Annotated in this window: 12 protein-coding genes; 6 read left to right on the top strand and 6 right to left on the bottom strand. The window is 55.3% G+C overall.

The genetic code is table 11. The features are described from left to right. Positions 1-30 precede the first annotated feature (30 nt). From ssuB to ssuE, 5 genes are read right to left on the bottom strand one after another with little or no spacing between them, the layout of a single operon-like run. On the bottom strand, positions 31-819 hold the full coding sequence (ssuB, locus tag FHW04_RS01165; RefSeq protein WP_089561084.1) for an aliphatic sulfonates ABC transporter ATP-binding protein: 789 nt from the start codon (positions 817-819) through the stop codon (positions 31-33). After that, a complete protein-coding gene (gene ssuC / locus FHW04_RS01160) occupies positions 816-1,607 on the bottom strand; it encodes an aliphatic sulfonate ABC transporter permease SsuC (RefSeq protein WP_089561083.1) in 792 nt (263 codons plus the stop codon). The genes ssuB and ssuC overlap by 4 nt, the downstream gene beginning before the upstream one ends. A 10-nt stretch (positions 1,608-1,617) precedes the next feature. Further along, entirely contained in the window at positions 1,618-2,763 is a 1,146-nt protein-coding gene (ssuD, locus tag FHW04_RS01155; RefSeq protein WP_089561082.1) for an FMNH2-dependent alkanesulfonate monooxygenase, read from the bottom strand. Positions 2,764-2,773: 10 nt separating this feature from the next. After that, entirely contained in the window at positions 2,774-3,727 is a 954-nt protein-coding gene (locus FHW04_RS01150; RefSeq protein ID WP_031376127.1) for a sulfonate ABC transporter substrate-binding protein, read from the bottom strand. A gap of 12 nt (positions 3,728-3,739) precedes the next feature. Continuing rightward, on the bottom strand, positions 3,740-4,291 hold the full coding sequence (gene ssuE / locus FHW04_RS01145; RefSeq protein ID WP_069728117.1) for an NADPH-dependent FMN reductase: 552 nt from the start codon (positions 4,289-4,291) through the stop codon (positions 3,740-3,742). A gap of 749 nt (positions 4,292-5,040) precedes the next feature. Between ssuE and FHW04_RS01140 the strand changes: the two genes are divergently transcribed. From FHW04_RS01140 to FHW04_RS01125, 4 genes are all read left to right on the top strand, one after another. After that, positions 5,041-6,021, top strand: coding sequence for a glycosyltransferase family 2 protein (locus FHW04_RS01140; RefSeq protein WP_046288414.1), 981 nt, complete (start codon positions 5,041-5,043; stop codon positions 6,019-6,021). Positions 6,022-6,104: 83 nt separating this feature from the next. Next, the gene (locus FHW04_RS01135; protein ID WP_069728118.1) at positions 6,105-7,406 is read left to right on the top strand and encodes a flippase; all 1,302 of its coding nucleotides are present in this window, start codon (positions 6,105-6,107) and stop codon (positions 7,404-7,406) included. A 134-nt stretch (positions 7,407-7,540) separates the two neighbouring features. Beyond that, positions 7,541-8,551: a quinone-dependent dihydroorotate dehydrogenase gene (pyrD, locus tag FHW04_RS01130; RefSeq protein ID WP_089561081.1), complete on the top strand. Its 1,011-nt coding sequence runs from the start codon at positions 7,541-7,543 to the stop codon at positions 8,549-8,551. Positions 8,552-8,704: 153 nt separating this feature from the next. Then, entirely contained in the window at positions 8,705-9,247 is a 543-nt protein-coding gene (locus FHW04_RS01125) for a cell division protein ZapC (RefSeq protein ID WP_031376124.1), read from the top strand. Here FHW04_RS01125 and FHW04_RS01120 read toward each other — a convergent pair whose 3' ends face one another. Beyond that, complete coding sequence (locus FHW04_RS01120; protein ID WP_089561080.1) at positions 9,248-10,357, bottom strand: YcbX family protein; 1,110 nt, start codon at positions 10,355-10,357, stop codon at positions 9,248-9,250. Between the two features lie 111 nt (positions 10,358-10,468). On the opposite strand from FHW04_RS01120, the gene rlmKL reads away from it, so the two are divergent. Further along, positions 10,469-12,583, top strand: coding sequence for a bifunctional 23S rRNA (guanine(2069)-N(7))-methyltransferase RlmK/23S rRNA (guanine(2445)-N(2))-methyltransferase RlmL (rlmKL, locus tag FHW04_RS01115; protein ID WP_031376122.1), 2,115 nt, complete (start codon positions 10,469-10,471; stop codon positions 12,581-12,583). 6 nt (positions 12,584-12,589) lie between these two features. Continuing rightward, entirely contained in the window at positions 12,590-14,509 is a 1,920-nt protein-coding gene (locus FHW04_RS01110) for an ABC transporter ATP-binding protein (protein WP_069728121.1), read from the top strand. Positions 14,510-14,515: the final 6 nt, after the last annotated feature.

Here is a 14,515-nt window from a genome sequence, read left to right as displayed (position 1 = left end):
CGGAGTGCCAGTCGGGCTCCGCCGTTTTTTTTAACGCTGTCGCGCGACACGGACCGGTTGCGAGGGTGCGGTGCGTCGCATTACCCGATCCAGCACTTCCGCCTCTAATTCTGCCAGCCGCGGCGATCCGCGCCTTCTGGGACGCGGTAAATCAACCAGCAGATCCAGACCAATCTCGCCTTCTTCAATCAATAGCACCCGATCGGCCATCGCCACCGCTTCACTCACATCATGGGTGACCAGCAGTACCGTGAAATGATGCTGCTGCCACAGCGATTCAATCAGTTCCTGCATTTCGATGCGGGTCAGGGCATCCAGCGCACCCAGTGGCTCATCCAGCAGCAGCAAACCCGGCCGATGAATCAGCGCTCTGGCCAGCGCTACCCGCTGTTTCTGTCCGCCTGAGAGAGTAGCCGGCCACTCACTGGCCCGATCGGCAAGCCCGACCGCCGCCAGCGCCTCCTGTGCCGCACTGCGCCAGGCGTTGCCTTTTAGCCCGAGGCCGACATTATCAATCACCTTTTTCCACGGCAGCAGCCGCGCGTCCTGAAACATCAGGCGGGTATCGTCACGTGCCGACTGTAACGGCGCATTGCCCGCCAGTAGCTGGCCGCTGGAAGTCTGCTCCAGCCCGGCCAGCAGGCGCAGCAGGGTACTTTTGCCGCAGCCGCTGCGGCCAACCACCGCCACGAACTGACCTGACGGAATATGCAGGTCGATGTTCTTCAGAATGGTACGGTTGCCATACTGCTTGCTGACGTTGTTAACGCCAACCGGGGTGCCCGCATTGAGGCGCGCCGGGGAAAGGGTCTGACTCATGCGTTCTCCTCCTTCAGTTGATAAGCCGGATGCCAGCGCAGCCAGACGCGTTCCAGCAACAACGCGGCGACATCAGCCAGTTTACCGAGCAGGGCATACAGAATGATGGCGACCACCACCACATCGGTCTGCAAAAATTCACGCGCATTCATCGCCAGATAGCCGATGCCCGAATTTGCCGAAATGGTTTCTGCCACGATCAACGTCAGCCACATCAGGCCGAGCGCGAAACGAACGCCTACCATGATGTTCGGTAGCGCACCGGGCAGGATCACCTGAATAAACAGGCTCCAGCCGGTGAGGCCATAGCTGCGGGCCATCTCCACCAGTCCGCGATCGATGTTACGAATGCCGTGGTAGGTATTCAGGTAGATCGGAAACAGCGTGCCGAGCGCCACCAGGAAGATTTTGGCCGACTCATCAATACCGAACCACAGAATGACCAGCGGGATCAGCGCCAGATGGGGAACGTTACGTAACATCTGAACCGAGGTATCCAGCAGCCGCTCGCCGGTGCGGGAGGTGCCGGTGATCAGCCCCAGCAGCAGACCAATCGATCCGCCGATGCTGAAACCAATCAGTGCCCGCCAGCTACTGATCGCCAGGTGTTGCCACAGTTCACCGCTGGCGGCCAGCTGCCAGAACGTGGTCACTATTTTTTCAGGCGCCGGCAAAATGCGGGTCGATAACCAGCCGGTTTGCGAGGCGATCTGCCACGTCACCACCAGTAGAGCTGGCAGCACCCACGGCACCAGCGTATCGGCGAGACGTTTACCTGTTCTGGCCATGATGTTCTCCTCAGCCGCGGGCGACTTTTTTCTCAGGGGTAAAATCGTTGGCGACCGCTTCTCCGTGTGCCTGCACTATGCGCGGCTGTGGCACCAGCGGAACCTGCAGATCGAGATGCGGGAACAGCAACTCGCCAACCCGATAAGCTTCTTCCAGGTGTGGATAGCCGGACAAAATGAAGGTTTCAATACCCAGCGCTTCATACTCTTTAATCCGCGCGGCGACCGTGGGGCCATCGCCGACCAGCGCGGTCCCTGCGCCGCTGCGCACCAGGCCGACGCCAGCCCACAGGTTCGGACTGATTTCCAGCTTGTCGCGCCGTCCGCCGTGTAGCGCCGCCATCCGACGCTGCCCGACCGAATCTGCTCGCTGAAACGCCGCCTGCGCTTTGGCGATGGTGGCATCGTCCACGTTGGCGATCAGTTTGTCGGCCGCCTGCCAGGCTTCTTCAGTGGTTTCACGCACGATCACGTGCAGACGAATACCGAAACGTACCGTACGTCCCTGCGCGGCGGCTTTCGCACGGACCTGGTCGATTTTCTCTTTCACCAGAGCCGGTGGTTCACCCCAGGTAAGATAGACATCGACCTGTTCAGCTGCCAGATCCTGAGCCGGTTCAGACGAGCCACCAAACCACAACGGCGGACGCGGTTGCTGTACCGGTTTAAACATCAGGCGGGCACCGCGCACCTTAACGTGCTTGCCTTCGTAATCGACCGTTTCGCCCTCCAGCACCCGACGCCATACGCGGGTAAATTCAGCTGACTCGGCGTAGCGCTCACGGTGATCGAGGAACACCCCGTCGCCCGCCAGCTCTTCCGGATCGCCGCCGGTCACCAGATTAAACAGCGCGCGACCGTTGGATAAGCGATCCAGCGTTGCCGCCTGACGCGCCGCCTGGGTCGGCGAAATCACGCCAGGCCGTAAAGCCACCAGAAAACGCAGGCGCTGTGTCACCGGGATCAATGACGCGGCAACCAGCCAGGCATCTTCACAGGATCGGCCGGTCGGGATCAGTACGCCGCCAAAGCCGAGACGGTCGGCTGCCTGCGCCACCTGTTGCAGATAGGCGTGATCCACCGGACGTGCGCCTTCTGCGGTGCCAAGATAGTGGCCGTCGCCATGGGTTGGCAGAAACCAGAATATGGATACCATTTTTTGCTCCTTATTGAGTCACGGTATGCGGTTGCCAGATGCGATCGCGAATCGACACTTTCACTGGCAGCAGATGATTGGCATAGAACAGGTCAGCGGTGTGCTGCTGGGCAACCGCCGTTTTGTCGCTAACCGGCGTAATGGTGGTGGGCGGACGATGGCTGAGATAGCTGGCGATCACCGGCTCGGGTAAGCCTATCGCCTGCGCTAACAGCGTAATACTCTGTGGCCGCTGGCTGACGGTCAGCGCATCGGCTGCACTAAAGGTGTCCAGCACCTGCTGAATGAATGCACCGTGCGCCTCGGCATAACTGCGGGTGGCTAAATAGAACGAGCCGGTCAGATTGAGTTTGCTGCCATCAACCAGCACCCGGGAATTGCCCTGTAACAGCACCGACGAGTAATAGGGATCCCAGATCGCCCAGGCATCAACATTTCCCTGCTGAAACGCGGCGCGTGCATCCGCGGGGGTAAGATAAACCGGGGTGATATCTTTAAAGCTCAGACCAGCCTGCTGCAGGGCTCGCAACAGTAAATTGTGCGAGCTGGAGCCTTTCTGAAAGGCGACTTTCTTGCCTTTCAGATCCGCTACCTGTTGCAGCGTGCTGGTTTTCGGTACCAGAATCACTTCAGCCTGCGGCTTGGGCGGTTCGGAGCCGACATAGAGTAAATCTGCGCCCGCCGCCTGGGCGAACAGCGGCGGAAGATCGCCGGTGCTGCCGAGATCGATACTGTTCACATTCAGCGCTTCCAGCATCTGTGGACCGGCCGGAAATTCAATCCACTGAATTTTGGTGTGCGGAAAACGCTTCTCTAATAGCTGGTGCGATTTTGCCAGCACCATACTGACTGACCCTTTTTGATAACCGATACGAATTTGCGCTGGATCGGGCTCAGCAGCCTGCGCCTGCAGGCCAGCCAGTAATAATCCCGCCGTCAGCCACTTAGCGAACCTCTGTTTCATCGAACTGCTCCTTTATACCGCTTGTGCAACGGGATGATGATGACGGGTCAGCGCCAGCCAGAACGCAGCTACCGCGTCGTCAAGGCGCTGTGCCAGCGAGTCCTGTAACTCTGGCTGACGATCATAATGATGAATCTGGTTATCTTCGGCATACACGCCGTGCAGAATCTCCTGTGCTTTCAGCGCGTTAAGCACCGGCTTAAGGGCGTAGTCGAGGGCCAGCATATGGCCGGCACTGCCGCCGCTGGCTAAAGGCAACACCACCTTGTGCTCCAGTGCGCGTTCCGGCAGCAGATCAAGCAGGGTTTTGAGTGCACCAGAAAAAGAGGCTTTATAGATTGGCGTCGCCACAATCAGACCATCCGCGGCGGCCAGATCTTCGCGTAACGCCAGCAGCGCCGGGGCGTCAAAACGCGCATTGATCAGATCGTCCGGCTGGAAGTTATGAATGTTCCACGGAATGACTTCGATACCCCGTGCTTCCAGTTTGTGCTGACACAGCGTCAATAACGACGTTGAGCGTGAAGGAAACCGTGGGCTGCCTGCCAGCGTAATAACTCGCATCATCACTCCTTATAACTAAAAGTTATTGATTATCTAATGTTGAGAACTTATGCCTTCATACTGTCAGAGCAGGGGAGTGGGCTTAAATGATTTATCTGGCAATCTAAAAGTGAAATCTGCAAATAGGCGGGTTAAGCAATAAGCCGTGATAAAGCGGCTTCCGATAATTCTTAAAATTCGGGCGGTTCGTCCGATCACTCATTAAAGGTGATGATGCGAGATCACAAAATAAGCGAGCCGTCGCCAGTAAATCATCCGCTGGCTGATTGCTTAAACATTCTTATTATGGTGAGCCGCGCAAAAAACGTAGCGGCAGGGGCAGAAATCAGGAAAAGCGATATAAAATCAACCCCTCCCAGGGCGTGGCAGGGAGTGGGACTCAGATTAATTGCAGAAACGTCACTGAAACGAACAGAATGTAATGTTGAAGATATTAACGCTTTCAGGTATTCGCTTACATTTTCCGGATTCTGGTTACCGCTGCTTTTTGCCGGGAAATTAAATCAATCCTCAACCGTTTTATCGTCGTGCCGGACTATAGATGCAACTTATTTAACAGTGAGAGTCACCTGACCACTGCAGCCTTTTTTTCCCGACTGGTCTTTATCGGCTTAACCGGTTTAAGATAATCAGGCTCAAAGTAAGCAGCCATAATAACGACTATTCCTTTTCCGACGTTTCGCCTCTGGTCTGGACCTGCATCAGGCAGGTGAATCGTATTGTCATTTTCTAACAGCAGAGAATTGCCTATGTCTGACATCCTGTTATCGGTGATTATTCCGACTTACAACGTTGAGAAATATATTGTGGAGTGCGTTGATTCATTATTGCGCCAGGTAAAAGCGCCCAATGAAATAATCATCGTTAATGATGGATCAACCGATGGAACACTGGCCCTGATTGAACAGAATTATGCGCATCTTTCTCAGGTAAAAGTTATCACCATTGAAAACGGCGGGCTCGGCAATGCTCGTGACACCGGTATTGCGCTGGCTCAGGGCGAGTTCCTGTTCTTCTGTGACCCGGATGATGTGGTCGTCGATGGGCTGGTGGCGGAACTGGCCAGCGTCGTAGAGAAACATCCCCGCACCGACCTGTTCTGCTTTAATTCCTGCGTCTACGAAGATGGCCATATCGACGTCACCTCACCCAAAGTTAAGCATGACCAGTTTGGTGTGCAGCCGCCGCAGGAAGTCTTTATGCGCCTGCTGCGTAACGGCAGCTATACCTCGGCGGTCTGGAACTACGTGCTGAGAAAAAGCGTGATAGAGCAGCATAAATTACGCTTCGTTCGCCGGATACATGAAGATCATAATTTCACGCTGTCGGTGTTTATGAAATGTCAGCAGGCATGGGTCAGCCGTCAGGTTTATTATAAGCAGCGTATTCGCAGCGGCTCACTGACAAACAGTACCAAAGGCGATGAGTTTTTCTTTCAGCGCTACGACGCCTTTATGCATGCCTACAATACGCTGAATAGCTCCCAGGCTAAAACAGAGTGGCGCACGACGCTGGAGAAAGCCTATTTAACCCATTCGTTCCGCCTGATGATCTATTTATCACTGTATAATCAGACGCCGGTGCCGGAATATGTGCGCAATGCCATTCGTTTTATGGGGCGAGAGGTGAAAGCGCAGAACTTTAAAGAGTGGTTGCTGTTTAATCAACCGGATCTGTTTATTGCGTTGCAGAGTTATAAGGTCAAAAAAGAAATTAACCGCGCAGCCTGATTCTGAAAAGTGTTTAGCGATATTGTTTATGCCTTAGCGAAATGAGAAGGTGAGACATGCAATGTGTATAAGGTTGTTGCGACATGGCAAAAGTTCTTGATAAAAGTCTGATTATTAATATCTTCTCACTGCTGGCCTACCGCGGCGCTTCGTTTCTGTTTCCGCTGGCGACCTTGCCTTATCTGGCGCGTATTCTCGGCGTCGAGCAGATGGGGACCCTGGCGCTGGCGATTGCCTGCGTGCTCTATTGCAGCACCATCTCCGACTGGGGGTTCAACGTCTTTACCACCAAAGATATTGCTCACCATCGTGATGACAAAGCGCGGGTCAGTCAGCTGTTCTGGTCGACCTTCAATGCCAAACTGATGCTGCTGGTGCTGACCAGCGGCACCTTGTTGACGGCCACCTGGTTTAACCCGGCCTGGCATCCGCTGTTCTTTATTATCCTTGCCAACTGCACCACGCTGATCGGCTCGCTGTTTTCGTTTGGCTGGCTGATGCAGGGCTTTGAGAAGCTCGGCAAAACGGCGGTGATTGCCACCTTTGGTAACTTCTGCGCCATCCCGCTGACCTTTTTGCTGGTCAAAACGCCTGAGGATACCTGGCTGGCTGCCCTGATCCCGGGTGCCGTTTCGATTATCAGTGCGGCCATCACCCTGAAGTTTGTACTGGAGATGAAGGTGATTGGCCGTTATCGCTTTGAGCCACGCGAAATCAAACAGCGCATCACTGACAGCATGGATGTGTTTATCGCTATCGCCGGGGCCAATCTGTTTAACAGCGTCAATGTGGTGATCCTCGCGTCGTTTACCTCGCACTATATGGTCGGTATCTACAATGGAGCAGACCGCCTGCGTAAAGCAGCGAACTCGGTGCCTGAACAGATCGGCAGCGCCTTCTTTCCACGCGTCAGCCACCTGTTTGGACGCGATAAGCGCGCAGCGATTGCCGCAACCCGCAAAAGTTTGCTGCTCTCTTTTTCTCTCAGCCTGTCGATTGTGATATTTACCTGGCTGTTTGCCGATCAGGTGGTATCGCTGCTGCTGGGTAAAGCGTTTATGCCGTCGGCGGATGTGCTGCGGGTGTTCGTGCTCTGCTTCCTGTTCGGTAATATCTCTTATCCGGCCGGTTTGCAGATCCTGATCCCGCATGGCCTGGCGCGCCAGCGTATGCTGGTGATGATGGCGGCCGGGGTAATTAACGTGCCGCTTTGCTGCCTGCTGGCGTGGCAGTATGGGGCGATAGGTGCCGCCTGGTCGATGGTGCTGGCGGAAGCATTCGTCTGTATCGGCATTTTTGGCATCATGCTGCGTCGCGGTATTCTTCGCGAATACCTGTTTCCTGCACACGCCCGAATCGACCCCGTAAACGATTCCGTGGGGTAAGATCAACTCAGCTTCAGATACTTTTCCCCATCCTCGCCGTTCGATTTACTTTTGCGCCAGAGCACTTTACCATTCTGGCGCACATTTTCCCGTGCACCGACTTTCACGATTGCTTCCGTCCTTCAGGAGAGTGCATGTTTTATCCTATCGTCCGACCGGCGCTGTTCAAACTCGACCCCGAGCGCGCGCACGAACTCACCTTTCAGCAACTGCGTTTTATGAGCGGCACACCGCTGGAAGGGTTATTCCGCCAGAAGCTGCCGTCGCGTCCGGTAACCTGCATGGGATTAACCTTTAATAACGCCCTTGGCCTGGCGGCAGGTCTGGATAAAAATGCCGAATGTATCGATGCCTTTGGCGCGATGGGCTTCGGCTTCGTTGAGGTCGGTACTGTGACGCCACGTGCCCAGCCGGGCAATGACAAACCGCGGATGTTTCGGTTAGTCGAAGCGGGCGGCATTATTAATCGCATGGGGTTCAATAATCTCGGCGTTGATCACCTGGTCGAAAACGTGAAAAAAGCGCGTTTTAAAGGCGTACTGGGGATCAATATTGGTAAAAATAAAGATACGCCGGTCGAGCAGGGCAAAGAGGACTATCTGATCTGCATGGAAAAGGTCTATGCCCATGCCGGTTATATTGCGATCAATATCTCCTCGCCGAACACCCCGGGATTACGTTCACTGCAATATGGCGAAGCGCTGGACGATCTGCTGGTTTCAATCAAACAAAAACAAAAAGAGCTGGAACAACGTCACTTAAAATATGTTCCGGTGGCGGTAAAAATCGCGCCTGATCTCACCGAAGAGGAGTTAATTCAGGTCGCTGACAGTTTAGTCCGGCACCAGATTGATGGCGTCATTGCCACCAATACCACCCTCGATCGTTCACTGGTGAGTGGCCTTAAATATGCTGAAGAAGCCGGTGGGCTGAGTGGGCGTCCGGTCCAGTCGCGCAGCACCGAGGTGATTCGGCGCCTGTCTCAGGAGCTGAAGGGGCAACTGCCAATTATTGGTGTAGGCGGGATCGATTCTCTGACCGCAGCGCGCGAAAAGATCGCAGCGGGTGCCACGCTGGTGCAGATTTATTCCGGCTTTATTTATCAGGGGCCAGGATTAATTAAAGATATCGTCACGTATCTTTAAGACATTTCTCACAATCGTAAGCCGGGGGGTTTATTTATCCTTCCGGCTCGTTTATATTTTGGCCTGTTGCACGAATTTTCAGCTTTTCCTTATGTTTCATTTTTCGCTGAATTTTGCGTGATTTTTGGCGCAGCGGTAAATACAGGGCACACTATGAAAATCAAACCTGATGATAACTGGCGTTGGTATTTTGATGCCAGCCACGACCGAATGATGCTCGACCTGGCTGACGGTATGCTTTTTCGTTCCCGCTTTTCCCGCAAAATGCTCACCCCGGACGCGTTTAATGAAACCGGCTTTTGTGTCGATGATGCTGCGCTCTATTTCACCTTCGAAGAGACCTGTCGTCAGTGTAAGTTAAGCAGCCAGCACCGCGCTGAGCTGGTGTTAAATGCGCTGGTGGCGGCACGATTCCTGAAACCGCTGATGCCGAAAAGCTGGCACTTTTCCTCTTATGCGCCGGCCCTGCGGCCGAATGTCGGTGAGATGGTGCAGGTTACGCTGGCGGAAAATGGCGAGCAGGCACGACTGCTGGTGGTAGAGAAGGGGGATAACGCTGCGCTCTGTTTGCTGGCTCAGCCTGGACTGACGCTGGCGGGCAAAGCAATGGTGCTTGGCGATGCCATCAAAGTGATGAACGACCGCCTGCAACCTTACTGTCAGGATATTATGCCGCGCTACGCCCGCGCGGTGTAATCAGTTCAGTTCCACATCGCCTGCCGGAATACAGCTGCAACTCAACAGAGTGCCATCCTGACCAATGGCGCTTTGCTTCAGGGCCTTTACCTCACCCGCGACCAGCCTGAGTTTACAACTGCCACATAATCCTGCCCGACAGGAGTAAGGTATGCGGAATCCCTGCATCTCCAGCTGTTCCAGCAGCACCTGCTGATTATCACCGGTGAAGGTCTGACCCTGAAAGGTAATATTGACGGCCGACGGCGTCTGCTGCCGGGGTTGCAGCGTCTGAACCACCTCACCTGCTCCGTAAACACGCGGCGAACGTCGTTTAATAACGGTAACCGTATCGCCGGCGCGAACCACGCCCGAATTACGGGCAATTAAATTCAGACCGAAATCGATGTCGCCACTGCCGTCCTGCGCACTGCGAAAGCCCTGCAATGTCGCCAGTGGCTGGCCGGCCGGATGTTTATTTCCGGTCTCCGGGCTGACGGTGGTGAACACGCAGCGGCTGCACGGTTTGGTGACCTCGAATAACACCTCGCCAATCTGAATCTCCGCCCAGCCATCTTCTTCCCAGGCTGCGGCACCGCTGATGACCAGGTTCGGCCGAAACTGTTCGACACGCACACTGGCCGGGCAGCGCTGTTGCAGATCGGCTAACGAGGCACTGTTGACCAGCAGGAACGGGAAGCCATCGGCAAAGCTGAGCGGCACCGAGGCGAAATTTTTAACCCGCCGGGTGGGTTGCGGGCCGACCCAGCGCAGCTGCACCTCGCGCGGAAAGAACTGACTGAGCCACTGATTGATCGCATCTGGCGCAATACGAGCGGTGAAATGGTTGCCCCAGACTTCGGTCGGATGATACTGCCCGTTGAAATCGCTGAAGCCAACGCTTGTGTGAGTGCCGTCCGGCGCCAGCAGCAGCAGGCCATCCGGCAGACTCGCCGGCGTGAAACGGACCATCTCCGGGTATTGTCGCGCGGTAATAAAGGTTCCATCAGGTTCAGTCACCATGAACAGGCGATCAAACGCCAGTCCGCTGTCTGAGACCTGCGCATGCGACAGTTGCAATCCCCGCATCGACTTCACAGGATGAATAAACAGGCGGGAAAGCGTAATCATGGTGATCTCCTTGAAACCAGGCGCGCAAGACAAAAGTAGCTAACTTTATGACATAGGTCTCCGATTCGCTATAATGCGCAACAATTTTCTCAAGAGTTAAAAAGTGACGATATGAATTCTCTGTTTGCCAGCACGGCGCGTGGGCTCGAAGAGCTGTTAAAAAGTGAGCTGGACGCGCTGGGCGCGCAGGATTTGCAGGTGGTGCAGGGCGGTGTTCACTACCAGGCCGACGAGCGCGTAATGTATCAAAGCCTGATGTGGAGCCGTTTAGCCTCCCGCATCCTGCTGCCGCTGGGAGAGTTTGGCGTCTACAGCGATCTGGATCTTTATCTGGGTGTGCAAAGTGTTGACTGGCCAACGATGTTCGGCAGCGACAAAACCTTTGTGGTGCATTTCAGCGGAACCAATGATTCGATCCGCAACAGCCAGTTCGGCGCTCTGAAAGTTAAAGACGCCATTGTCGACAGCTTTACCCGCCAGAATCTGGAGCGCCCGAATGTGGATCGCGAACAGGCGGATATCCGGATTAACGTCTGGCTGAACGACGATCGCGCCAGTATTGCGCTGGATCTGAGCGGCAGTGCGCTGCATCAGCGCGGCTACCGCCAGCAGACCGGACAGGCACCGCTGAAAGAGAACCTGGCTGCGGCGATCGTGTTGCGTTCAGGCTGGCAGCCAACCACGCCGCTGATCGATCCGATGTGCGGATCGGGCACATTGCTGATCGAAGCAGCACTGATCGCCTGCGATCGCGCGCCGGGCCTGTTGCGTAAGCACTGGGGCTTCACCGCATGGAGTCAGTTTAACGCCGCGCTGTGGCAGGAAGTGAAAACCGAAGCGCAGACCCGCGCCCGTAACGGCACGGCAGCGACTCAGGCACGCTTCTTCGGCTATGACAACAATGGTCGGGTGCTGGAATGGGCGCAGGCCAATGCCCGTCGCGCTGGCGTCTTCGAACTCTTTACCTTCGCCCAGCAGGATCTGCTGAAGCTGACCAATCCGGTCGATCCGCTGATCCACGGCACGGTGCTGAGCAACCCGCCTTACGGTGAACGTCTGGAGAGCGAGCCGGCGCTGATTGCGCTGCACAGCCAGCTCGGACGCCTGATGAAGCTGCACTTTGGCGGCTGGAACCTGTCACTGTTCAGCGCCTCGCCGGAACTGCTGAGCTGTCTGCAACTGCGCGCCGATCGCCAGTTCAAAGCGAAAAACGGTCCGCTGGATTGCGTACAGAAAAATTATCAGTTGTCGGTCAACAGCGGTGAAAGCGCCGGCCAGATTGCGGAAGATTATGCCAACCGTCTGCGTAAAAATCTGAAGAAGCTGGAGAAGTGGGCGCGGCAGGAAGGCATTGAGTGTTACCGCATTTATGATGCCGATCTGCCTGACTACAACGTGGCGGTCGATCGCTACGCTGATTGGGTGATCATTCAGGAATATGCGCCGCCGAAAACCATCGATCCGAACAAAGCGCGCCAGCGCCTGTTCGATGTGATCAGTGCGACGCTCACCGTGCTCGAACTGCCCGCCGACCGCCTGATCCTGAAAACGCGTGAACGCCAGAAAGGCAAAGCGCAGTATCAGAAGCTGAGCGAGAAGGGCGACTATTTTGAGGTCAAAGAGTTTAATGCGCGTTTCTGGGTCAACCTGACTGATTATCTCGACACCGGTCTGTTTCTTGATCACCGAATTGCGCGCAAAATGCTGGGTCAGATGAGTCAGGGGAAAGATTTCCTCAACCTGTTTGCCTATACCGGCACCGCCAGCGTGCATGCCGGCCTTGGCGGGGCGCGTTCAACCACCACGGTGGATATGTCGCGTACCTATCTGGAGTGGGCGGAGCGCAATTTACGTCTGAACGGCCTGACCGGTCGTCAGCATCGCCTGATGCAGGCGGATTGCCTGAGCTGGCTGAACGAAAGCGATGAGAATTTTGATCTGATCTTTATCGATCCGCCGACCTTCTCAAACTCAAAACGTATGGAAGAGAGCTTCGACGTTCAGCGCGATCACATGATGCTGATGCGCAACCTGAAGCGTCTGCTGCGTCGCGGCGGCACCATCATGTTCTCCAACAACAAACGTGGTTTCAAAATGGATATGGATGGTCTGAAGGCGTTGGGCCTGCAGGCGCAGGACATTACCCAAAAAACGCAGTCGCAGGACTTCGCGCGTAACCGTCAAATTCACAACTGCTGGCTGATCACTCACGTCGGTAAGGAATAAGTTTACATGTCATTAATCAGTATCCACGGCGCTTATCTCTCCTTCAGCGATGCGCCGCTGTTAGACAATACCGAACTGCACATCGAAGAGAACGAACGCGTCTGTCTGGTGGGCCGTAACGGTGCCGGTAAATCGACTCTGATGAAGATCATCAACGGTGAACAGCCGCTGGATGATGGCCGCATCGTCTATGAAACCGATTTGGTTGTTGCGCGTCTGCAGCAGGACCCGCCGCGCAATATTACCGGTTCAGTGTATGACTTCGTCGCCGAAGGCGTGGAAGAGCAGGCCGAACATCTCAAGGCTTATCACGCCATTTCCCATGTGGTGATGGAAGATCCCAGCGATAAAAACCTCAATGAGATGGCACGTCTGCAAAGCATTCTTGACCACCAGAATTTGTGGCAGCTGGAAAGCCGTATCAATGATGTGCTGGAGCAGATTGGTCTGCAGCCTGATACCGAACTTTCATCGCTGTCGGGTGGCTGGCTGCGTAAAGCGGCGCTCGGCCGGGCGCTGGTCAGCAATCCGCGCGTACTGATGCTGGATGAGCCGACGAACCACCTCGATATCGAAACCATCGACTGGCTGGAAACTTTCCTGAAGAACTTCAGCGGCAGCATCGTGTTTATCTCGCATGACCGTTCGTTTATTCGCAACATGGCGACGCGAATTGTCGATCTCGACCGCGGTAAGCTGGTCTCCTGGCCGGGCAATTATGACCAGTATCTGGAAGGGAAAGAGGAAGCGCTGCGCGTTGAAGAGATGCAGAACGCGGAATTCGACCGCAAGCTGGCGCAGGAAGAAGTCTGGATCCGTCAGGGTATCAAAGCGCGTCGTACCCGTAATGAAGGCCGTGTGCGTGCACTGAAAGCGCTGCGTCGTGAACGTTCAGAACGTCGCGAAGTCATGGGCAAAGCCAATATGCAGGTGGGCGAAGCCTCGCGCTCAGGCAAAATCGTATTTGAGCTGGAAAACGTCGACTATGCGGTTGACGGCAAAGTGCTGGTGAAGAACTTCTCTTCCCAGGTCCAGCGTGGCGATAAAATTGCGCTGATCGGCCCGAACGGCTGCGGCAAAACCACCTTGCTACGCCTGATGCTGCAGCAGCTGCAAGCCGATCATGGCCGCGTGCACTCTGGCACCAAGCTGGAAGTGGCCTATTTCGACCAGCATCGCGCCGAACTCGATCCGGACCGCACCGTGATGGATAACCTTGCGGAAGGCAAGCAGGAAGTGCTGGTCAACGGCAAGCCACGTCACGTGCTGGGCTACCTGCAGGACTTCCTTTTCCACCCAAAACGCGCCATGACGCCGGTGCGTGCCTTGTCCGGTGGTGAACGTAACCGCCTGCTGCTGGCGCGTCTGTTCCTGCGTCCCAGCAACCTGATGATTCTCGATGAACCGACCAACGACCTCGACGTTGAAACGCTGGAGCTGCTGGAAGAGCTGATTGATGGCTATCAGGGCACCGTGCTGCTGGTGAGCCACGATCGTCAGTTTGTCGACAATACCGTCACCGAATGCTGGATCTTCGAAGGCAACGGTGAGATCGGCACCTTCGTCGGCGGCTATCACGATGCACAACAGCAGCGTGCGGCCTATAAGCAGCAAAAAGCGGGCGCACCGGCGAAAGCAACTGCTGCTGTGGCAAAACCTGCGTCAGAGAAAAGCGATGCTGCCAAACGCAGCGTTAACAAACTAAGCTATAACCTGGCGCGTGAGCTGGAACAGCTGCCGCAAAAGCTGGAACAGCTGGAAGCGCGAATTGGCGAACTGCAGGCGAAAATGAGTCATCCGGACTTCTTCAGCCAGGCCCATGACCAGACTCAACCGGTGCTGGACAGTCTGGCGCAGGCTGAGCAGGAACTGGAAACGGCTTTTGCGCGCTGGGAAGAGCTTGAGTCAATGAAAAACGGCGCGTAGAGCAAG

It is taken from the genome of Pantoea sp. AN62 (assembly GCF_050432985.1).
GTDB lineage: Bacteria > Pseudomonadota > Gammaproteobacteria > Enterobacterales > Enterobacteriaceae > Pantoea > Pantoea brenneri.
The sequence above is the reverse complement of the archived record's forward strand: the minus strand, read 5'-3'. Positions and strand labels throughout refer to the sequence as shown.